General features: G+C 35.3%; 9 protein-coding genes and 1 pseudogene. 9 read left to right on the plus strand and 1 reads right to left on the minus strand.

Features of this window, described 5'->3' with window-relative positions:
- The first annotated feature begins 33 nt into the window (after positions 1 to 33).
- From MRBLBA3_RS11605 to MRBLBA3_RS11645, 9 genes are all read left to right on the plus strand, one after another.
- Entirely contained in the window at positions 34 to 1,227 is a 1,194-nt protein-coding gene (locus MRBLBA3_RS11605) for an acyltransferase family protein (RefSeq protein WP_328022910.1), read from the plus strand.
- Positions 1,228 to 1,971 (plus strand): YveK family protein, encoded by a 744-nt coding sequence (locus MRBLBA3_RS11610; RefSeq protein ID WP_000807067.1) that lies wholly within the window; start codon positions 1,228 to 1,230, stop codon positions 1,969 to 1,971.
- Positions 1,958 to 2,578 (plus strand): CpsD/CapB family tyrosine-protein kinase, encoded by a 621-nt coding sequence (locus MRBLBA3_RS11615; protein WP_363381323.1) that lies wholly within the window; start codon positions 1,958 to 1,960, stop codon positions 2,576 to 2,578. Before MRBLBA3_RS11610 ends, MRBLBA3_RS11615 begins: the two co-directional genes overlap by 14 nt.
- 18 nt (positions 2,579 to 2,596) lie before the next feature.
- A complete protein-coding gene (locus tag MRBLBA3_RS11620) occupies positions 2,597 to 3,235 on the plus strand; it encodes a sugar transferase (RefSeq protein WP_212089914.1) in 639 nt (212 codons plus the stop codon).
- Positions 3,236 to 3,318: 83 nt separating this feature from the next.
- Complete coding sequence (locus MRBLBA3_RS11625; protein WP_328022912.1) at positions 3,319 to 4,755, plus strand: oligosaccharide flippase family protein; 1,437 nt, start codon at positions 3,319 to 3,321, stop codon at positions 4,753 to 4,755.
- A 3-nt stretch (positions 4,756 to 4,758) separates the two neighbouring features.
- The gene (locus MRBLBA3_RS11630) at positions 4,759 to 5,973 is read left to right on the plus strand and encodes an O-antigen ligase family protein (protein ID WP_363381325.1); all 1,215 of its coding nucleotides are present in this window, start codon (positions 4,759 to 4,761) and stop codon (positions 5,971 to 5,973) included.
- Positions 5,948 to 6,748, plus strand: coding sequence for a glycosyltransferase family 2 protein (locus MRBLBA3_RS11635; protein WP_212089917.1), 801 nt, complete (start codon positions 5,948 to 5,950; stop codon positions 6,746 to 6,748). Before MRBLBA3_RS11630 ends, MRBLBA3_RS11635 begins: the two co-directional genes overlap by 26 nt.
- Complete coding sequence (locus tag MRBLBA3_RS11640; RefSeq protein ID WP_363381327.1) at positions 6,745 to 7,797, plus strand: glycosyltransferase family 4 protein; 1,053 nt, start codon at positions 6,745 to 6,747, stop codon at positions 7,795 to 7,797. The genes MRBLBA3_RS11635 and MRBLBA3_RS11640 overlap by 4 nt, the downstream gene beginning before the upstream one ends.
- Positions 7,798 to 7,889: 92 nt before the next feature.
- Positions 7,890 to 9,437: a hypothetical protein gene (locus tag MRBLBA3_RS11645; RefSeq protein WP_363381329.1), complete on the plus strand. Its 1,548-nt coding sequence runs from the start codon at positions 7,890 to 7,892 to the stop codon at positions 9,435 to 9,437.
- Between the two features lie 138 nt (positions 9,438 to 9,575).
- On the opposite strand, the pseudogene MRBLBA3_RS11650 reads toward MRBLBA3_RS11645, so the two are convergent.
- A pseudogene (locus MRBLBA3_RS11650) lies at positions 9,576 to 24,609 on the minus strand (DUF7507 domain-containing protein).
- Between the last annotated feature and the right edge of the window lie 76 nt (positions 24,610 to 24,685).

Here is a 24,685-nt window from a genome sequence, read left to right on the forward strand (position 1 = left end):
TATTATCATTTCATTAGGAGTTGATGTAAAACGATGGAGAGGCATGAAGAACTGGATTCTATAAGAGGAATTTCTTCATTGGTAGTAATGATTGGTCATCATTTGATGATTTTCTCAGCATTTCAAAATTACAGTTATGAAGATAATAAACCATTTGTTGTATATCTATTAAAAGAAACGCCTGCACGTCTTATTTTTAGTAGTGGTAACGAATCTGTTATTATCTTTTTTGTTTTGAGTGGATTTGTTTTGTATGAATCTATTCAAAAAACAAATAGTGGCTATGGATCATACCTTTTAAAACGTATATGCAGAATATACATTCCGTATATTGTGGCAATAGTCATAGCTATTATATGCCAGACTACAATAAGTAAATATGGTATTTCTTATTTAAGCGAATGGTTTAATCGCTCATGGACGATTGAAAGTTCTTCAAGTCTAATAGCACAGCATGTTTTATTGGTTGGGAAATATAATACAGATACATATAACAGTGTGATTTGGTCACTTGTACATGAAATGCGAATATCTATAATTTTCCCGTTAGTTTTGATGGTTTGTTTACGCAAAACAGTAAGGGGTTCATTACTATCATTGTTTAGTTTTAGTATATGTTCTGTCGTGATATTATTTTTATTTCGCTCGAGTTTAACATTAACAAGCTATGTATTAACGTTGCATTACACAGTGCTGTTTTTACTAGGAGCACTAGTTGCGAAGTATAAAAATAATTTAATAGCTTTTTATAGTAATTGTACTAAAAATACGAAAATTACATGGTTTTTATTTGCGATTTTACTTTATATGTATGAAGGGCTTATTGGAGAAATTAAAGTGCTCAATAATTTTATATTTCGAGACTACGTAGTAGCGATAAGCGCATGTCTATTTGTCATATTAAGCTTGTCAGTATCAACTTTGTCGTCCTTACTGCATAATAAATACTTGTTATATTTGGGGAAGATTTCTTACAGTCTTTATTTATACCATAGCATATCTTTATTTTCTCTTATATACGTGCTCCATGAAATATTACCGTTACCTATTGTTTTAATTTTGTCGCTTATTCTTTCGCTTATACTAGCAACGATTTCGTATGTATTTGTAGAAAAATTTGCATTTAGAGTCGGAAAGTATGTAACAAAGCGAGCGGATAGAGAGAGGAAAGAGTTATTAGTAGAAAATGATGTGCAGGATGTTATTCAGACAAAGGCGGTGAAATAATTGAAGCAAGAAATGAGTATAAAAGATTTTCAACAGTTATTGAAAAGGAGATTCGTAACGATCATTTTGACGATGTGTTGTTTAACCGTTTCTCTAGTTCTTATTTCTATGTATGTGCTAAAGCCTTCGTATCAATATTCAGCGCAAATTCTTGTTGGAAATTTAGATGAGTTTAATAAGGAAAATACAGCGAATAAAACACAAGAAAATAAGCAACTTGTAACATCGTTTGTTGACATTTTAAAAAGTCCACTTATTATTTCGACAGTAAAAAACACTTTGAAATTAGAACAATCAAGTTATGAATTAGCACAAAAAATTTCGGTGTTGAATACGGACAACTCACAAATTGTTACTGTTACAGTAAAAGATTCGGATCCTAAAATTGTGAAAGAAATTGTAAAGTCATTGGCAGAACAATCTCAAAAAAGCTTTCAACAGTATACGAATGTACAGGGGGTAAAAATATTAACTGACCGAGAGTTACAGGAAGAAGCTGAAAAGCTGTTTCCGAAATTTCAACTTATCATTCCTATCTCTTTAATTGTTAGTTTTTTTGTTGGTGTAGGTTTAGCTGTATTTCGAGATTATTTTGATGAACGTATATACGTGGAACAGGATTTAGAGAAAATAACGACAGTCTCTGTTATTGGTCATATAAATATGAAACCGAAAAGAAAAAAGAAACCTACAGAGGTTGATAAGCAATCATCTATATATCGAGGTGAACATGTCGATGTTTAAGCCAAAGAAAAAGCTGCCATTCGATCCGCATGATGCTCTGATGAAAGAGCAGTTTTATACTGTATATCATGAGTTGAAAAAATCTGGAAAACAACTATTCTCAGTTATTTCAACGAAAGACAGAGGCGTCGTTGCCTCGCTTATAGTAAATATGGGGCTAGTGTTTGCGGAAATGAAAAAAAAGGTGTTACTTATCGATGTGAATTTTTCGAACCCTAAACTACACCTACTATTACAAAGCGATCTTGCGATAACAGTAAACGATATAATAAGCTCCCCTCCATGTAATTATGAAACTTTTTCAAGTGATTTGTCTAAATACTTGTATTGTATTCCTGCAAAAAAAACGGTACACAGCGGAACGCCCTTAGTTGCTATGGATGAATTTGATAATGTAATTGCTAAGTGGAAAGAAGATTTTGATTACATTTTCTTTTATGCATCTGAAGTATTTGAGCTTCCTGCTACGCACATTATTGCGGGTAAATGCGATGGAGTGGTCTTGGCAGTCAAAAAACGAAAAGATTCCTTACGTACAGTACAAAAAGTAATAACGGATATAAAGAGGAAAGAATGTGAATTAATCGGTATAGTTTTATATTCTTGAATATGGGGGTAACGATCCATGATTCGTGAAACAAATCAAGCTAAGTTGTATACTATTCCGGCTCAAGAAAAGGATAGCATTTTGAATCGAAGTGTAAAACGCTTGTTTGATATAATATTTTCACTCATATTGTTACTAATAATGTTACCACTTATGTTGTTCTTTTGTATTATGATTGCTTTAGAAACACCTGGAGCTCCAATCTACTTTCAAGAGCGTTTAGGAATAAATGGAAAGAAGTTTAATTTATTTAAATTAAGGTCGATGATAAAGGACGCTGAAAAGAACGGACCGCAATGGGCAAACGAAAATGATTCAAGAATTACAAAGGTTGGATTGTTTATAAGAAAAACGAGAATTGATGAATTACCACAACTTATAAATATTTTAAAAGGTGATATGTCTTTTGTTGGCCCTAGACCAGAGAGGGAGTATTTTTATAATCAATTTGATGCTTATATTCCAGAATTTAAGGATCGTTTAATGGTGAAGCCGGGGTTAACTGGATGGGCACAAATAAATGGAGGATATAATCTTGATCCGCAAGAAAAGTTGAAATTAGACATGGAGTATATTGAACTGAAAACGATTAGGATGGATATTCGTATTTTATGTAAAACTGTTTTAATTGTATTGAATGGGAATGGTGCAAGATAAAAAACATAGTAAATATGTTTTTATACAAATAATAGATGAATATATAACGAATCTAAGTAGGTTACATGCAAAGGAGAACTGGTATGGGTAGATCCATTCTAAACAATATTGTACATCTATTTTATAGTACGATTTTAGCTAATCTTCTTCAAGCCATTAGCTTAATTGCTTTAGCCAACTTTTTTAATGCACAAAATTACGGGATGTTTAGTGTTGCAATCGCATTAACGTTTGTTATGTTATTTTTTACAGATTTAGGACTTAGTAATACATTTCTTCGAGAAGGAGCAAAGGAAGGAGTAGATTTAGAGGCAATTTTATCTTCGTATATAAAGATAAGGATGATTCTTCTAATTGTCATTTCAGTAATTGGTTATATAGCTATTCATTTTGTGTATGAGGATAAGGATTTAATTTATATGATGTTGAACGTAATGTTCTTAATGTTAATAGGACTAACGTGGCAAAATATAGGGATTGCGTATTTTCAGTTGATGGAACGTATGAAATATATAGCCCTTATTAAAGTTGTATCAGCATCTATTGTCATCATAATTACATGTTTCTGTATTTTTGGAGAACTACCAGTGTATATAACGGCTCGTTTATATGGTTTTGGTTATATGATCGGTGGTTTATTTAGTTTTTTCGTAATGAGAAGAAAAACGAATATGAATATGAAAGTAATAGTTCATAAAGGATTATTTTGGCAATTAACACCTTTTATTGTAAGTGGGTTTTTGATAATGAGTACGCCACAATTAGCCCCTATTTTACTCAACTATACATTGTCATTAAGTATGGTAGGTGTTTTCGCGGTTGCTTATCGGATGCCAGCAGCTTTATACCAAGTGCCGGGGGTAATTGCAGGAGCGTTTTTCCCGGTGCTCTTTAAACATTATAACCAAAATAATTTAGATGAGCATACGAAATTAAATATGCTTCAAATGAAATCAATGGCAGTTGTGGGTATATGTATGACGATAGGCTTATATAATTTAGCACCATATTTTATTTCTATATTTTTTCATGAGGAATGGAGTAATGCAGTAGAGCCACTTCAAATATTATCTTTTCTTATTGTGTTACAAAGTATAAATATTGCTATCGCTGATGGTTTAACAACGAGTGGGGGGCAAAAAAAAAGAACTGTCGTGCAGTGTGTTGCTTTAGTGATTGGTGGAATTATGCTATACAGCTTCAGCAGTATCTGGGGAGTTATAGGAGCAGCTTATGCTATGGTTTTATTTGAGATAGTGGCCTTAGTTGGATATATAACAGTAAGTGTAGTGAAGGAAAAAATTGTATTTCAAATTGTAATACCGTATACAATTTATTTTGGTGTAACTTTTATTGGAGTGCAATATATGTTACATACGTACAATTTGATTGCACTTGTACTTCATACATTTATCGTAGTAGTTGGTATATTCCTATATGATCATGAGTTGAAAAAACTTATTCTTTCGTTTATACGAAAGACACGAGAAAAGGATTATATTACGAAACAGGGGATATAGCCTATGGAAAATAATATGCAAATTTCGATGAAATGGATTTTTCTTTTAATCTTGTTTGTTATGTTAAGTAAATACAATATATATATAGGATTTTCCTTGAAAATATATATGATTTTCTTAGTCATTTATTTTTGTTTAACAATTAAAGACTTTCATATTCAAAAGCTATATTTTCATGAAGTGGTATTTTTACTGTTCTATTTCATTTATTGTTTAAGTGGTATTCTTTCTATATATTTAAGTGCTAGTATTCGTATGATTTTTGGCGTATTACTTGTTTTAGGATGTTATTTTATTATGAGGAATTTACTGGGGAACACCGAAATAGTAGTGCTCGAGTCAGCCATTGTCTATGTAGGATTAGTATTTAATATTGTAAGTCTCATACTTTATATAGTCGGGTTACAACATTTTGGATTATCTGGCGGAGAAGAGAGAGAAATTTATGCTGGATTATTAGTAGATAGAGGATATCCGAGGTTAATTGGGTTATTAGATGATCCTAACATTTTTATTTTTTATAATACGATATTTTTTATGTATTATATGACAAATTTATATAACATGACCAACGTCATCGGATTGGTTTTATGTGTTACGACGAGTTTATTAACATTTTCAAGAGGTGGGATTTTAGCAATTGCGCTTGTTCTTGTTGTATATATATGTATGTCCAGCTTTGCTAAAAAAGTGAAAATAGTAATAGGTTTAGTAATATTTAGTATTGTTATTTTTAGTTTAGCGAATGTAGTAATGGGTGGAAAACTAGATGATATATTACATGATCGGATTTCTGATTTTTCGCACGATAATGGGAGTGGCAGATTTACACTATGGGAAGCTGCTTTCAAATATTTTTTATCTAATCCATATATTGGTATCGGCGCTTTTAATTTTTCGAATTATTATGAGTATCAGTTCAATGAAAAACTATATGTACACAATACATTTTTAGAAATTTTATCTGAATCGGGTACAATTGGTTTCCTATTATATAGTGCTTTTTTATGTATTCTAATGGTGAAGTCGACTAAGTATAACTTATTTCGTGAAAAACCATATCTTTTATTGACTATGATTGCATTTTTATTTCAGATGATGTCATTGTCACTTATTATTAACGAAGCTTTCTTTTTATTTTTAGCAGTTGTTGTGAAATACATTTCAACATATGAAGGAAGGGGAATGATAGATGGTAAAGTGTCTATCAGTACATAACGAGGCGCCTTGTGTTTCTATAATAACACCTTCTTATAATAGTTTACGTTTTATTGGTGAGACAATCACATCTGTGCAGAGTCAATCTTATAAAAATTGGGAAATGCTTATCGTTGATGATGCTTCAACGGACCACTCAGTTGTAAAAATTAAAGAGATGATAGAAGGGGATTCGCGAATTCGGTTATTATCATTAGAAGAAAATATGGGTGCTGCTAAAGCTAGGAATATAGCGATTAAAGAAGCGAGAGGAAGGTATATTGCCTTTTTAGATAGTGATGATATTTGGCTACCCAATAAATTGGAGACGCAATTGTTATTTATGGAAGGAACGAATGTTGCGTTTTCGTATACGTCCTATAGTTTAATTGATGAAAATAGTAATGCCCTGAATAAAGAGGTGAACGTACCGGAATTTGTTGATTATCATTATTTAGTAGGAAACACAATTATTGGGTGTTTAACAGTGATGCTTGATCGTGAGAAAATTCCTTGTATTGAAATGCCTAGTGTGCAGCCTGAAGATACAGCATTATGGCTGAACTTGTTAAGTAAAGGATATGAAGCGAAAGGGATACAGCAAGTATTGGCAAAATATAGGATTGTTACAAATTCTGTTTCGAGAAATAAAATAAGGGCGGCCTTCCGATATTGGAAGCTGTTAAGAGCACAAAAACCACTTAATTCATTGCAAACCTTTTTTTATTTTAGTAAGTATGCTTATCATGCTTACAGAAAAAATAAAATCAATGTAGTTGGGAAGACGCAAGTATGAATATATTGTTGATGACAGATAAATTGATAACTGGGGGAGCCGAGAGTTACTTCTGTAAATTGGAAAACAATTTGCAATATGAAAACATTACGGTTTATACAGCTGCAGGTGAGGGAGAATTATATCAATCTCTTACCAGAAAAGAAAATTTCATGTTACTTAGTCGATGGAATCATTTGAGAAATATTTATTACTTACGAAAAGAGATTTATAAACGAAAGATAGAACTTATTCATGCAAATAGTTTGCGAATGGTATTATATGCTTTTCTACTTCAAAAGTTTATTAAAAGAAAGATAAAAATCGTGTATACGAAACATAATGTAACGATACTAGAAAAGAAAATGCCAATTCTTTTTCGTTATGTCATGAATAAATATGTGAACAATATTATTACAGTAAGTGAATTTGAAAAGAATAACTTAATTTCAATTCATGTAGCTGAAGAGAAAGTAAAGACAATATACAACGGTGTGGATATTGAAAAATTTTTATTCCAGCAGAAAAAGAAAGAATCTACTTATAAAGTAGGTATATTAGCTAGATTATCCAAGGAGAAAAATCATCAACTATTTGTTAAAATTGCAAATGTGTTGAAAAAGAGAAATGATTTTATGTTTTATATTGCTGGTGATGGACCAGAGAAAGAATCTATTATGAAAGAAATAGAAAAATATGACTTGCAACAAAGTGTAAAGATGTTAGGAAATATTTCAGAGCCACATAAGTTTATAGGAAATATGGATGTATTACTTTTATTATCTTTTCGTGAAGTGTTTCCAATGGTAGTAATTGAAGCAATGGCTACAGGAACACCAATTGTTTCAATAGATGTCGGCGGAATAAATGAAGCGGTAATAGATGGAGAATCAGGTGTTTTAATAACTGAATATTGCGAATCTGAATTCGCAGACGTGCTGGAGGAATTACAAGGAAATGAAGAAAAGGTGAATGATATTAGAGTGAAAGCGCGAGAAAAAGCGGAAAGAAATTTCTCGTTAACTAAAATGGTAGAAGAAACGAAGGATATATATGAATTAAACAAATGACCGTGGAGGTCGTTTGTTTTTTTTATGATACAAACTTTTAAGAGAGAACTCACATATTATATGAAAAAGGCAATATGAGGAGTGAATTTATTTTGTCAGAATATATTTCTTCACAAGAGGAGTGTGCGCCAGAAAATAGTGTTCATATTGATTGCTTTGGTGCAGTTCCGAATTCAGGAAGTGATAGTTCGTTAGCGATTCAACAAGCGATTAATTATTGTGTAGCGAACCAAATTTCGACGGTAAGAATTACAGGGGTTAATACGTATAAAATATTGAAGCCGATTGTTATTAAATCCAACGTAAGATTAGAGTTAGATCCTACCGTAACGCTGCAAATTGATGGAGATTTTAATGCGTTTGAGTTACAAAGTAATGCTTCTATAACTGGCGGTACTATTCAAGTTATTAATCAAGTATTTCAGTCATCTGTTATTTATGTTTCCGGTTCACAACAAATAGAAGTGCCTAATCAATCTGTCATATCAAATATAAATATAATAAATACCACACCATCATATAAAGGAAAAGCTATACATTTTTATTGTCAAAAAGCGTGGGATTATATTAGTTTCTTTCAAGTTAACTATGTTCAAGTTAAAAATTTTCAAACTGCAATATATTTAAAAACGGAATATGTAGACAATATAAATACACCTTGCTGGATTAACGCAAATGTATTTCAATCTATATTTATTGATGGATGTCAGTATGGAATAGAAGTAGATGGGAATAGTGATTTACCAAATGAAAGTTCAGGAAATACGTTTCATGATATTCAAGTGCAATGTAGACAACAAACGAAAAAAGCAATTCGTTGTTCAGGTGCTTATAATACATTCAATTGTATGATTTGGGATACGTACAGGATGAGTAGTGAACAAATAGTAATTGAATTTTCTTCTAATTCCCATCGTAACTACCTTTTTTCAAATTTACTTTCAACAACTATTGTAGATAACGGACAATACAATGTTTGTAAGTCTACTTATGAAGAATCACTTCGGATTCAGTTACCTTTGACGCTGAATAAACCACATTTAATAGGAAATCAAGATGATATTTTAGTAAATGCCCAGCTGAAGTATAGTGTTAAGCAAGTAAGTGGGAAATTACCTTACGGAGGAAACATCGCTAATTGTTTTAATTTAATAGATGAACAAAGTGTGAATTATATCGATGTTCCAGATAGTAATCCAGTTGTTATTGAATTGGACTTTACGAAAAATCCGATTAAAATGTTGAATTGTATTGGGATGTACTTTGGATGGGGAGAGAGCCCAAAGAAAATTAAAATTGAATATGCATTAAGTGCAACTGGGAGTTGGATTATCGCGGCAGATGTTCCATTAAATGTTGGAGATACAATTATATCGAATATGAAAGCTAATCAGTTATATAAAGTAAGAATTACATTGAATGGTTACTCTCAAGACCATAAGCGTTTTCGAATTAATCGTATTTTTGCAAGGTCTTCTATGGAAAATGGAAATGCTTGGTTAGCGACAACTGGTGGAAGAATGTTTGGAGATATTGAGTTAGAAGCAAGTAAAGGTGTAATTATGAAAACTGCTGATGGAGTAAAATGGAAAGTTACTATAAATGAAGCGGGTCAGCTTATTACAACTAAAATAACTTGAGATGTTCTTCTCTTTGCATAAGTTGTACAAGTATTAGGTGGTGTGATGAATTCGTTTTAAAAGAGGACGTGTAGTCTGTAGAATGAAAAAAGCTTGTAGTTTGAATATTATCAAACTACAAGCTTTTTATTTTTTCGATTACCGCCACCAAATCCAAGGCAAAAGGTAATTTCGTACATTTCGAGGAGTAATGCGTATGAAGCGTTCACCGTCAAAGAAGCAATTTAAATTTGGAAGTGTTTCATTCGGATTTTCTGGAATAAAGGTGACGATGTTTTCGTTACTTGTAACGGTTACTGTGAGTGGTGGATCGGTAGGAGAGACTTGAAGCTGTAAAGAAACGTTTGCCATGTTTTTAAATTCATTATTAACAGGTGGACTTATCACTTGTACTGTGAATAACACGATAATTGTTTCGTTCGGTTCCAAATTAGTAGCGACTAGGAAACCGATATTCGGATTCGCTAGTGGAGAGCGTTCCCCGTTAATGGAGACAGTGCTGGTTATAAATTGTAAACCTGCTGGAATGGTATCCTGTAAAGAAATATTTGAGAGTGAAATCTCGGAAGTATTTGTAATACGCACCGTATAATCAAAATATTGATTTAAATAAGCTGAGCTAATGGAAGCGTTTTTCGTGACTGTTGCAGTAACAAATTGAACTGGTATACGAACAATGTTCGAATTAACAATGAAAGTAATAATTGGGTCCTGTGGTGTCAATTGGAAAGCAGCTGTAACTGTTGCAGAATTGATAATTGTACTGTTTGAAGGGATAGAAGTTACGAGAACTTGAAATGTTATCGTTGCTACTGAACCTGCAGGTAAAGCGCCGATATTAATACCAGTGTCTGGACGAACATTTGGAACCGGAGTACCGTTAATTGTTACACTGTTTTCTATAAATGTTGTACCAGCTGGAATTATATCTAGGACGGAAGTACTGATTGTAGGAATTGGTGAATGATTTATCACTTCTAATGTGAAAGTTATAGTATCCCCTGTCGCTACGATAGATTTATCAGCTGTTTTTTCAATGCGAACCATCGGATCAACTACTGCCGTTGTCACGGTATTTGTTTGCTTTGTAATTGTAATAGGCGGTTCGTTCGGGTCAATGGTAACAGTATAGGAAACAGAGGCATCGTTATTGATTGTAGATTGAAGAGTTGAAGAAGATATTGTTATCTGGAACGTAATAATAACAGATTCATTAGGAGCAAGGTTTCCTAACGTAATACCATTTTCAGGATTCTCATTAGGTTGATTGATTCCGTTAATCGTAACGCTTCCCGTAACGAAGGTCGTATCTACTGGTGCGGTGTCTATGGCAAGAAGATCTTCAATAGTCACATTACCACTATTAGTAATCGTAATTGTATACGTTAAAGTTTGACTAGGTAATGCATTCGTGGCATTAACAGACTTTATGGCAACGACATTATCATTTTGGACAGTTGTTGTGACGGTATTTGTTGTAGTTGTATTTGTAACAGGTACGTTATTTGGGTTGACTATATAGTTAAAAGTAGTAATTGCTTTGTTATTGAGGTCATTTGGTGTTGGAATAGAAGTCACAGTTACTTGGAATGAAGCGATAGCATCTCCACCTACAATTATAGTACCAATTGGTATACCACTTACTGGATTAACTCCCGGAAGAGTTTCACCGTTTACAATGACGCTATTTTCTATAAACGTAGTACCTTGAGGAATAATATCTTGAATGATTACATCATTTGCTGAAACATTTCCAGCTTGATTGAGTGTAATCGTATACGTTAAGGTGTCACCGACCGTTGCAAATGCAAGGTCAACAGCTTTATTACTATTCAAAGTCGCATGATTAATTGCTGTTACGGCAGTTGATGAAATAATAGTTTCGGTAATAGGCGGTCGATTCGGTACAGTGTATTGGTATTCAATTGTACTCGTGTTAGAGATTGGATTTGTTTGTGGAATCGAAGTAACCCGTACTTGGAATAGAATAGTTGCTGTCGTATTAGGCGGAATGTTATCAATTGGTATACCGTTAAGTGGGTTGTCATTTGGACGAGCGTTTCCATTCACAATAACACTACTCTCTATAAAGCTCGTATTTGCTGGGATGATATCTGTAACGATAATGTTTTCAACTTGTATATTTCCGTTATTTATGATTGAAATTGTATAAGGGATGATAGTTTGTAAGTCCGCATATTGGATAGGCGTTGTTTTTGTCGCAATTACATTAGCAGAAATAACTTCAGTGAAGGTAATATTACTAGTTGATATTTGTTCTTCACCATTTATTGTATAACGAGAAGTTGATTGATTTTGAATGCGACCGCTAGCTGGAAGAGCTACGGCGGTAACAGAAAATGTGACTGGGATAGAAATGTTAGGGGCAATCGTTCCTACAAGTATACCTGTACTTGGATTCGCGTTCAGCTGCGGAATGTTATTTACTAAAACGCTACCGTCTATAAAGGTTGTTCCATCAGGGATATTGTCTGTAAATACAACAGCAGTAGCATCCGTATTCCCTGTATTCGTTAAAGTTGTTGTATAAGTTAAAATGTCACCAATCGTTACAGAAGTCAAATCAACAGTTTTAAGTGAAACGATATCAGCATCATTAATTTGAACGAAAGTAGTATTGGAAGTAGTAGATTTTTGAATTGGTGCAAAGTCAGGATTGAAGATAAAGTCGTAGACGATGTTTGCAGTATTAGGTGTTGGATTTACAGCAGGTAAATTCGTAACGGAAACTTGGAATGTAATTGTTGTCGATTGACCTGACGCGATATTAGCAATGGAAAAGCCGATATTCGGATCTGCTGCAGGAAGTACAGTATTGTTAACTATCACACTTCCTGGAATAAATACTGTTCCATCCTCTATAGTATCTGTAAAAAAGATGGAGTTAGTTGTAGTGGATCCGTTATTTTGGATTAATACTGTATATTCAAAGATTTCATCAATATTAGCTAATACTTTATTAGCGGATTTTGTAGCGATAAGAATAGCGTCAATAAATTGTATATTTGTACTATTGGAAGAGGTCGTTTCTGAAATTGGTGGTGAGCTTGGATCCGGTTGATATTCGTAGTGAATGACAGCGATATTATTAATATTATTTTGTGAAGGTATAGAGACTACATTTACTTGGAACGTAACGATAATCGTATTATTTGGAAGGATAACACCAAGGGTAATTCCAGTAATTGGATTTTCGCCAGGTCTTGGTACGCCATCTACAAGGATGCTATTTGGAACGAATGTAGTGCCAGCAGCAATTGCGTCAATTAGGAGAGCATTTGTAATAGGTACTGTACCAGCGTTTGTGACTGCGACTGTATATGTGATAATTTGACCGATGCGTGTAATAGATCTGTTAGCGGATTTAATTGCACTAACATTTGCCGTCCGCACTTCAGTATTTACTGCATTTGATAATGATCTACGCTGAATAGTAGGGGAACTAGGGGCAATTTGGTATTCATACGAAGTGTCTGAAATGTTAATGACTGTGTTGCCAGAAGGGATACTTGTAAGTTGTACTTGGAATGAAATAGTGACTGTTTCATTTGGTTGTATCGTGCCGAGAGTTACTCCATTTTCAGGGTTCGCACCAGGCTGAATCACATTATTTATTGATAAGCTATTTTCAATGAATATAGTACCTTCTGGAATGTTATCAATGAACACAATATTGTTAGCTGGAATGGTTCCTATATTTTGTAGTGCATTTGTGTAGGTAATATTTTGCCCGATTGATACGAAAGTTACATCCGCCCTTTTAACAGAAATAATATTTGCATTTTGAAGTGATGTTGTAACGATATTAGAATTTGCAGAGCGATTTACTGGTGGAGCTGTAGGAATACTTACATATTGATAAGTTGCTGAAGATTGATTTATAATTTCGGTTTCAGTAGGTGGATTGTTTGTTCGCACTTGAAATAGTATTGTTTTGGAACTGTTTGCTGGAATCGTTCCAATTGGTATGCCATTTTCTGGATTTATACCTGGCTGCAGGACATCGTTAATTGTGACACTATCGAGAACGAATGTAGTCCCAGCTGGAATAGAATCTGTGAAAATAATATTTATTGCGTCAACATTGCCGGTATTTTTCACTTCAGAAATATAAAGTATAGTTCCGCCGATATCTACAGTTATTGGGTTGGATGTTTTTTGTGATTGTCAATTGTGCTTGCACAAAATTTGTAATAACGATGTTACTTGTAGAGGTTTCAGTAATTGGTGGTTGCCCAGGATTCGGTTGGATTGTATATGTCGTGTTAGATTGGTTTTGAATAGAATCTTCCGAGAATGAATTGTTAATAAGAATTTGGAACGAAATAAGATGAGTAGCGTTTGCTGCAAGGTCAGGCAAAGTAACACCTACATTTGGATTTGCACCAGGTATAGTAGTTCCGTTAAGGGTAAAACTATTTTCTACGAATGTAGTACCATCTGAAGTAGAATCTAAAAATGAGAGATTGGTTGTCGGGATATTTCCACTGTTTTCTAGTGTAATCGTGTAGGTCAAAATATCGCCAGTTGTTGCTTGTTGTGCATTGACTGCTTTTAAAGAAAGGATATTTGCATCCGAAATTTGCGTGAAAGCTGGATTAGATGTAATTGTTCGAGAGATGCTAGGAGCAGTTGGATCGGCGACAAAAGTATAGTCAATACGGGCTGTATTAGAAATTGGATTAACGCTTGGAATGGATTGAACGATAACTTGGAATGTGACGGTGACGATTTCTGATGGTGCGATGGAGTTTAATGGTATTCCTACGTTTGGATCGGCACCTGGAACTGAAACGGCATTAATGGTAACGCTATTAGGAATGAATGCAGTTCCTTCTGGGACCAAATCTGTTAAAGTAACTGTATTTGCAGTTGTATTTCCGTTATTTTGAATGACTACTGTGTAAGTGATTGTACCGTTAGTAGATTGTACGAGAGAATCTGTATTTTTAGTTGCGGATAATGATGCATCAATTACAGCTGTACTCACAGAATTAGAGGAGGATGTTGCTGTAACTGGGGGTTGACTTGGATCGACAATATACGTGTAATTTGTAATGGCTTGATTTATAATCGCTCCTTGCGGTGGAATAGAACTAGCAAGAAATTGGAACGTAATAGTAGCAAAATCGCCTGGTGCAATAATACCAACTGGAATACCGAGAGCTGGACTTACATCTGGAAGTGAAGTTCCATTTAGCGTAACGCTATTTGGAACGAATACTGCACCTAAAGGAATTCCGTTTATGAGTAATACAGAATTTGCAGGGAAGTTTCCAGTATTCGTTAATGTTGCAGTGTACGTAATTACATCTCCAATAGATACGATTGTTCGATTTGCTTCTAAAACAGTAGTAACAGTAGCGTTATTTATTTGTGTTGAAGCACTATTAGAGTTTATTGTGCCTGTAATAGGGGGGGCTGCCGGATCAACAATAAATGTGTATTGAATAGATGCAACGTTTGTGATTGGATTTGAAGGTGGAGTAGATGTAACTATAACTTGGAAAGTAACAGCTAAGGAATTGCTGGCGCTAACGGTTCCGATATTAACTCCGTTATTTGGATTTGCCCCTGGAATGGTACTTCCATTTACAGCAAAACTATTTTCAACAAAGGCCGTTCCAGCTGGAATAAGATCTGAGAAATTTAAATTCGTAGCGGTTGTATTGCCGCTATTTTGAATAAGGACAGTGTAAGTGATTGTGTCTCCGATATTTGCAAAGGCTGTATTAGTAGTTTTTACAGCTGAAAGTATCGCTGAATTAATAGAAGTAACGAAGACGTTCGTTTCCACATTGCCAGGCTGAGCTTGTAATGTGTTTCCTACGTTATATTGGAAGTTAACAAATCCTAAGTTTTGGAGTTCAGGTGTGAAAGTTGTTGGATTGCTTACGATTTGCACTTGGAACATAATTGTTACGATTTGATTTGGAGTTATTGTATTTATGCCAACACCGTCAATGATAGAAGCGGATGATAATGAAGTGCCATCAACAATGACTGACCCTGCAACAAATTGTGTCCACGATGGTATCGGGTCTGAGAAAATAACGTTATTAGCAGGAATATTTCCTGTATTCGTAATCGTAGTTGTATACGTAATCGTATCACCAATCGTTGCAAAAGCTTTATCTCCTATTTTAATAGTGTTTAAAATAGCACTTTCAATTGTTGTTGTAACACTATTTGAAGTGATGTTTTTTGAAACAGGAGGATTAGCTGGATTGACGATATGTTGGAAACTAACACTAGCTTGATTGGTAATTGGATTTATAGGCGGAATTTCATCGGCATTAATATGAAATGCTACGATGACAGACTGGTTTGGCGCGATATCACCAATTGGAACGCCTGTAATTAGGTCTGCATTTGGGATGGTAGTTCCGTTAAGTGTAAAACTATTCGGTTCAAAGGAAGTTCCGTCTGGAATTAGGTCGGTAAAAATAACATTCGTCGCACTAACATTTCCGCTATTTGTAATCGTAACTGAGTAAACAATATCTTGCCCAATATCTACTGTTTCCACATTTGAATTTTTTTGTGCAGTAAGGATAGCGCTATTAACTTGTGTTGTCGTTGTATTAGATTGATTAGAAGTTGAAATGAACGGCTGATCTGGATCAACAATATAACGGTAAGTGGTAAGAGCCGAATTAGAAATAGGATTGTTGATTGGGAGGGTTGAAACGATGGCTTGGAATGTGACAATTGATGTGTTTCCACCATTAATTGAACCGATATTTACACCAGTAGATAAATCAGCGTTTGGAATGGTTTGCCCATTAACTGTGAAACTGTTTGGAACGAAACTTAAATTGCTATCAAGTATATCGATAACAGTAACATCAATTGCAGCCACATTCCTAGTATTAGGAAGGTTAATTGTAAATGTTATTGTATTACCAACATCTGCAAAAGTAAGATTTGCTGTTTTTGTACTTATAATATTTGCGTTATTTATTTGGAGAAGCGTAGTGTTAGAATTAGCTGTGCTTGAAACGGGAGGATTAACAGGATCAACAGTAAAATCATAAGTCGTGGATGCTGTATTCGGTGCTGGATTAATAGGTGGAATGCTGTTCACTGTAACTTGAAAAACGATACTATATATTTCATTTGGTGGAAGTGCTGCAAGTAATACACCTGTATTTGGATCCGCATTAGGTTGTAAAATGCCATCGACAGTTAATGTGTTAGGAACAAATGTGAGTCCGCTTGGTAATACATCTGTGAATACAATATTAGTTGCATCCGTATTGCCTACATTGGCAATAGAAGTAGTGTAAAAAGCAGTTTGCCCGATATCTACAAAGGATACACTTTCATTTTTCGTCATAGATAATATGGCTTCTCTAATTTGTGTTGAAACAGGATTACTAATTGAAGTTTCTGCATCAGGCGGTGAGACTAATTGGTACGATGTCGATGAAAAATTTACAATTGGATTTTCAGTTGGTAATGAGGTCACGTTTACTTGGAAGGAAACATTTACTGTAGACCCAGCTGTTATAGGTCCGATATTTACACCGTTCACTGGATTTGCACCACTTTGAGGAATTCCATTAATAGAAAATGTGTTTGTAATAAAAGTAGTTCCGCTTGGCACAGTATCTGTGAATATAACATTTTGTGCGGAGGAATTTCCATTGTTTGTTAAAGTGACAGTATAGGTGAGTGTGTCTCCGATGCTGCTAAATGCTTTATCAACTTGTTTCGATGAAAGAATGGTAGCTGTATTAATTGTAGTAAACGTTGTGTTTGAAGTAGCATTTCTTGAAACAATCGGTGCATTTGGATCAGCGATAAATGTGTAAGATGCAGTCGCGGAATTGGCAATAGGATTTTGGACTGGTGTAGAAGTAGCGGTAACCTGGAATGCTATAGAGATGGAGCTGTTAGGACCAATTGATCCAATTGTTATACCAGTATTAGGATCGAGTCCGATTTGTGTGATGCCATCTATTGTAACGCTATCGGTAATAAACGTTGTACCATCTGGTATAAGATCAGTGAAAGTAATAGTAGTTGCATTTGTATTACCGTTATTCGTTAAAATTGTTGTATAGGTAATCGTATCACCTAGTGTTACAAGCGTTTGATCGACCGATTTTACCATCGTTAACATAGCATCTAGTACTGGATTTGTAACGATATTTGTTGAAGTAGAAGTTGTCGCAGGGGTTCCGTTTGGATCAACAGTATAAGAATATAAAATTGTGTCATTACCCATAATCGAACTTGAAGGGGGAATAGAAATAACATTTACTTGGAAAGTAACAGTTACTGTTTCACCGGGTGCGATATTTGGTAAATTTACTCCAAGTGCTGGTTGCGCACCAGGTTGCTGAACTCCATTTACTGTAACTGAATTTGGTATGAATGTAGTGCTAGCTGGAATAGCGCTTGTGAATGTTATATTAGTTGCTGGTGTATTTCCTGTATTCGTAATAGTCGTTGTATACGTAAGTGTATCACCGACGGAAATAATAGATTTATCAACAGTTTTTGTTGTATTTAATATTGCGCTATTAATTGTTGTTGAAACTGCATTAGATACATTCGTTTGTGATACGGCAGGTTGGCTAGGATCGACCACATGTGCAAATTGTACAGAACTAAAATTAGAAATTGGATTTATACTTGGAATGTTTGTAACAAGTACGTTGAGAGTAATAATGGCCGTTCCACCTGGATTTATATTTTCAATCTGTATCCCGCTAGCTGGATTTCCAATTTGCTGTGTACCAGAATCGCTTGTAAGAGTCCCGGAAATAAATGTTGTTCCGTCAGGTAAAATATCTGTGAAAATTATATTTTGTGAAGTGACATTTCCAGGGTTACTTAATGTAATTGTATAAGAAATTGCATCGCCGATCGTCGCGAAAGTTTTATCTGCAGATTTAATTGCCACAATTTCCCCAGAATTTATTTGTGTCGAAACCGGATTGGATGTTGTACTTCTTGAAACTAGTGGCAAATTAGGTCCTGTCATAAATTGATAATTAATAGAAGCACCATTTATAACCGGTGAGTTTGGTCCCCCAGGCCCAATTGTGAAAATTGGATTTGGAATACTAACTACATGCACGCGGAAGGTGACGTTTATAAAATCTCCTGCAATAATATCCCCAATTGGTATCCCATTTGCTGGATTTACCCCAGGTAATAAAACCCCACCTACTCGAACGCTATCTTCTATAAATACTGTATTATTTGGAATCGGATCTGTAAAAATGATATTAGTAGCAGTCACGTTCCCGATATTTTCTAATAAAACTGTATACGTTAAAAATGAATTTCCAGGCGCGATGTCAGAAAATAGACGATCCACACTTTTCGTTGCTTGAATAATTGCTTCATTTATTTGAACTAAGACGGGGTTACTAGTAGCTGTTTCTGTAACAGGCGGCTCGGTAGGATCAATAATAATAGAGTATGTTGTGCTAGATTGGTTCATCGTAGGGTTTGAAGCTGGTATTGAACCGACAATGGCTTGGAAACTAATGGTTGTCGTTCCTCCAACTGGAATTGGGTCTAAAGGAATCCCGCTATCTGGCCTAAATCCAAGTTGTGGGATGGTATTAATTTGTACGCTATCAGGAACGAATGAAAGTTCAGGTGGCAATATATCGATAAAAACAGGTGTGTTTGCGGTAGTATTTCCGCTATTAGCGAGAGTAGTTGTATACGTAATTGTATCTCCGACAGCAGCAAATGCACTACTCGCAGTTTTTGTTGCGATAACGGAAGCAGTATTTACTTGTGTAAAAGTTTTATTGGATTTAACTGTTCGTGAAACAGGTGGTTCATTAATATCTACAATAAAACTATATTGAACCGATGATTTATTAGGGCTTGGATTAGGATTTGGAATCGTTGTAATGTTTACTTGAAAGCTGAGTATAACTGATGCATTTGAATTTATGTTACCGATATTGATACCATTTTGTGGATTTGCATTAGGAATAGTTGTTCCATTTACTGTAAAACTATTTGGAATAAACGCTGTACCATCTGGAATTAAATCTGTAAAAATAACATTGTTTGCGGTAGTGTTACCGGAATTAGTAATGGTAGAAGTGAAAGTAAGTGTATCTCCAATAGTAGCGAATGTTGAATTGACAGTTTTATTTATAGATAGAGTAGCATCAATAATTGGAGTAACCGTTGTGTTTGTAATTGTACTACCAACAGCAGGTGATTGGTTTGGATTCACTGTATATTCATAATTTACAAGGGCGTTATTTGTTAATGTGCCACTAGGCGGTATCGCTAAAATTTGTGCTTGAAAAGCAATAAATACAGTATTACCTGGTGGAATATCTGCTAAGTGAATACCAAGTGATGGATCTAATCCTGGTTGTGGAACATTATTGATAGTTACGGAGTTTTGGATAAATGAAGCTCCTGCGCCAAGCCCATCCGTTAAAACATTTGCACTAGCAGGGATATTTCCAGTGTTCGTAACTGCAATCGTATAGGTAACGATATCTCCAATTGCAGCTGTCGGTGTATTCACTGATTTAGTAGCGACGATCGTAGCGTTATTAATTTGAGTTGTTATTACGTTACTTAACGCATTGGCGGATGTTGGAGGTAAGTTAGGATTTACGACATATTGGTATGCTGTATTACTTTGATTAGGGATTGGATTCGGATTCGGGATGGAATTTACTTGTACTTGGAACGAGATGATTGTATTTGTATTCGGATTTATTGGATCAATTGCAATTCCGCTTGCTGGATTTACATTAGGGAGTGTAGTACCATTTATCGTTACACTATTTGGAATAAATGACGTCCCACTTGGAATGGCATCTGTAAATACTACATTTGATGCAAGTGTGTTCCCGTTATTCGCTAAAGTAGTTGTGTACGTAATAATTTCATTTACGTTAACAAACTGTTTATCTGCAGATTTTGTAGCGACAATTGAGGCGCTATTAATAGTTGTCTGTACAGTGTTAGAAGCAACCATTTGCATGACAGCTGGTTTGGATGGATCATACGTGTATTGGAATGAAGTGTTTGATTGATTCGTAATCGGATTTACTGCGGGAATAGTTGGTACAAAAACTTGGAATGAAACGGTACGTGATGAGCTCGCTCCTATCGTACCTATAAAAATACCATTAGCAGGATTTGCGTTGGCTATAGGGACACCGTTAATCGTTACAGTAATAGGAAGGAAGATGGCACCAGTTGGAATGATATCTGTAAACGTTACATTAGAGGCAGGGATATTGCCGTTATTCGTTAAAATCGTTGCATACGTTATGACATCGCCAACATCAGCGAAATTTGTGCTCGTTAGTTTCGTAGCAACAATATTGGCAGTATTAATTTGTGTAGTTACTATATTACTAGTAGCGTTTTTCACAACAGCAGGTAAATTTGGATCAGCAATAAAGCTATATTGAAGTGAAGCGCTATTTTGAACTGGATTTGGTGAAGGTATCCCATTTGCACTTATTTGAAAAACAATCGTTGTAAAACCACCTGCAGGAATGGAGCCGACTTGAAGCCCGGTACTTGGGTCTGCGCCTAGCTGTAAAGCACCACCGATAAAAATACTATTTGGTACGAGAGTTGTACCAGCAGGAAGTATATCGGTAACAATAACATTATTTGCTGTAGTATTGCCAAGGTTAGCTAAGGAAATTGTATATGTGATTGGTTGCCCAACATCAGCAATAGTTAGATCTACCTGTTTGACAATAACTACATTTGCTAAGTTAATTTGTGTACTTACAGTGTTACTTAAAGATGTTTCTATAGTTGGCGGATCGCCTGGATTTAGAATAAAACTATATTGTGTACTAGATGAATTTGTCGTTGGATTTTGGACTGGTAAAGAGGTGACAGTTACTTGATAAGAGACCGTAAGTGAGGCGTTAGCAGGAATGGCAGGTAACGGAACACCTATATTTGGATCTGCATTATTTTGAAGTACACCGTTAATAAGGAAAGTGTTTGGAATGAAGGTAGTGCCATCTGGATTTGTATCTACGAAAGTTGGACTATCAGCAGAAACACTTCCTGCATTCGTTAAAATAACGGTATAAGTTAATATATCTCCAACGGTAGCGAACTCTCGATCCACTGTTTTTGCAGAAATGACATTTGCATCGTTTACTTGAGTAAATGTAGTAGTTGAAGTTGTATTTTTACTTACAGGTGAAGCATTTGGATCAACAATAAAGTTATAGGAGATGGAAGCGCTATTTGAAATTGGATTTGGGTTTGGAATACTAGTTATTAATACTCGGAATGAAGCTGTAATTGTAGTATTAGCATTGATGCTACCAATATTAACGCTAGCTGGTGTTGCGCCCGGCTGAGTAACACCGTTAACTATAACACTGTTCGGTACAAAGGAAGTACCATTCGCAATGGAATCGGATAGTAATACGTTGTTCGCTGCAACGTTTCCATCGTTTGTAACAGAAAAGGTGTAAGTTAATTCATCTCCAACTTCCGCAAATGTTTTATCTACAGATTTAATGGCATGAAGATCTGCTAGTCTAATTGTTGATGTAACAGAATTAGAATTTGCTGTTTTTGAATTTGGTGGCAGGCTTGGGTTTACAATGTAAATATAAGAGGCAAAAGCGTTATTAATGATAGGATTTTGTGCAGTAATATTGATGACTGTTACTTGGAAGGATAAGTTGAAAGTAGCTCCACCAGGAATTGTGCCGATAGGTAAGGCAATGAGAGAATTTACATTTTGCAAGACGCCGTTTAGCGTTACAGTACCAGGAGTCAATATTGTTCCATTTGGAAGTGGATCTGTTAGTTGTACGTTATTAGCGGCTGTATTTCCACTGTTTGTAATAAGGATTGTATAACTTATCGTTTCGCCAATTGTGGCAAATTGTTTGTTAGTTGATTTTGTTAATGATAAATTCGCATTGTTAATTTGAGTAGAAACGAGATTAGAAGAAATGTTTTTTGTAACGGGCGCTTGGCTAGGGTTGACGGTGTACTGATAAGAAGCGCTTGATCCGTTAGATACGACATTTGACGCAGGTATTGTATTAACTACTACTTGAAATGAAACGTTTTTGGTTGTGCCAGTTGGGATGGATCCTATATTCACACCGTTAGCTGGATTTGCTCCAACTTGTGTCGTACCATCTATTGTTAAACTGTTTAGGACAAAAGTTGTTCCTGTAGGAATGACATCTGTAAAAATAACATTGTTCGCATTCGTATTACCTGTTCCTGTAAAGGCAACGGTATAAGTCAGTGTATCGCCAATATCTGCATAGTTTTTATCTACTGCTTTCGTCATTGTTACAGTAGTATTATTCACTTGAGTGGAGACAATATTTGTCAAATCAGTCCCGCTTACTGCCGGCTGATTTGGTACAGGAATGTATTGATATGTTGTTGTACCACTATTTAATATTGGATTTGTTTGGGGGATAGAAGGAACGAATACTTGAAATGAAATGGTAGTAGTAGAATTTGCAGCAATAGATCCAATTGATATACCATTAGCAGGATTTGCTCCCCCTTGAGTAACCCCGTTAACAGTTACGCTCCCTGGAATGAAAGTAGTCCCGCTAGGAATCGGATCCGTATATTTAACGTTCGTTGCAGCGATATTTCCTATATTAGCTAAGGCAATACTGTAAGTTAATGTTTCGCCAATATCGGTAAAAAGTTTGTTAACTGATTTTGTCCCATTAATATCTGCGAGGTTAATTTGTGTTCCTGCAGAGTTACTTGTTGCAAGACCGTTAAAAGTCGTTCCTCCGGCAATTGGTGTATATTGAAATGTAATATTAGCAGTGTTAGAGATAGGATTTTGACTTGGAAGAGAAACGACAGTCGCTTGGAAAGCTACTGTACGAGAAGAGCTATTATTAATTGTCCCAAGAGATATACCGGCAGCAGGATTTGCGTTTGTTTGTGGTACGTTATCTATCGTTACGCTTCCAGGTATAAAGGAAGTACCGTTAGGGAGAACGTCTGTAAAAGTAACGTTATTTGCAGGAAGAAGCCCGGTGTTAGGAACAGTAACTGTATAGGTTAGAATATCTCCAATTGTAGCGACACTTTTATTCACGCTTTTAGTTGCTTGTATATTAGGTGAGTTTATATTGATTTGTAAACCGACTGTATTTAACATATATGCATCTCCGTTAGTAGTTAAACGGATTGCGGCAGATACTTGGGAGTTTGTTAAATAAGGAGAAATATCAATGGAAGTAATGTCCCATCCTTGTCTTCCAGCGGAGATATTTGTACCTGTAGAGGCACTCTGGTTTCGCGTTCCAAATGTACCAGTTGTATCTAAGTTTCCTGCAGCATTATTAATTTGAGAACCGAAGAAATTATTAACAGCATTATTTGGCCCAGATAATGCATTTAATGAACTGAAATTTGGTCCAAATAAAGCTTGATCCCCAGTTAAATCAGCATCCCCTTCAGTAGAACTTAAAAATAATCTCCCGCTTACAGGTCCCCCGGCAGGTGTTAAAAACCCTGAGACAGATACATCTGCACTACCGGTTTCTACAGAAACACGGTTACCAGCTACGTAAATTGTTAAATTTCTTGCGGGTAAGGAACCGTTTTGATAAGCGACAATAAGCGTCCATCCTGCAGAATTAATGGCTCCATTAGAAGCGTCTAAAGGATCTACAAGTCCAGGAACAGAACCTGTTGTATAAGAGCCAGATCCAGCAGCTTGAACGAGTGAGGTTACATCTGCTGAACGTGTATAAAATCCAAATGTGACAGATCCAGAAACGAAAGTTTGATTTGAAGCTGTAACAGCCGAAGGGGTAATTGAGTATGTTGACACAGGTGTTGTAAAAGAAACGGGGTTTCCTAATACACTCGTAATGTTTTGATCCCGAGATAAATAGTTTCCACCCCAAACGAGTTCTGCGTAAAGAATAGTACTACCAGCAGGGATATTTAAAAGAGCGGTAGAACTATTTTGTGTATAGTTTAATGTTGTACCAGCAGGAAAAGTAGGTACTTGTAAAGCGGTATTCGTAGTTACGAATGCACCAATTGCACCGATTGTACCAGCACGGTTTAGATTGCTAATTTTACTTAAACCTAGTGTGTTTCCTGTAATAGCGAGTGCGCCGTTAGTGGTGGTAGAAAATCGATTCGTAATGGGCATGTTGTCACCTCATTTACAATATAGTCTTGGTCAAAATAGGATATGTGTGTGACTGGTAAAGGGAAACATGTACAAG

It is taken from the genome of Bacillus sp. LBA3-1-1.1, from assembly GCF_040676495.1.
Taxonomy (GTDB): Bacteria; Bacillota; Bacilli; order Bacillales; family Bacillaceae_G; genus Bacillus_A; species Bacillus_A nitratireducens.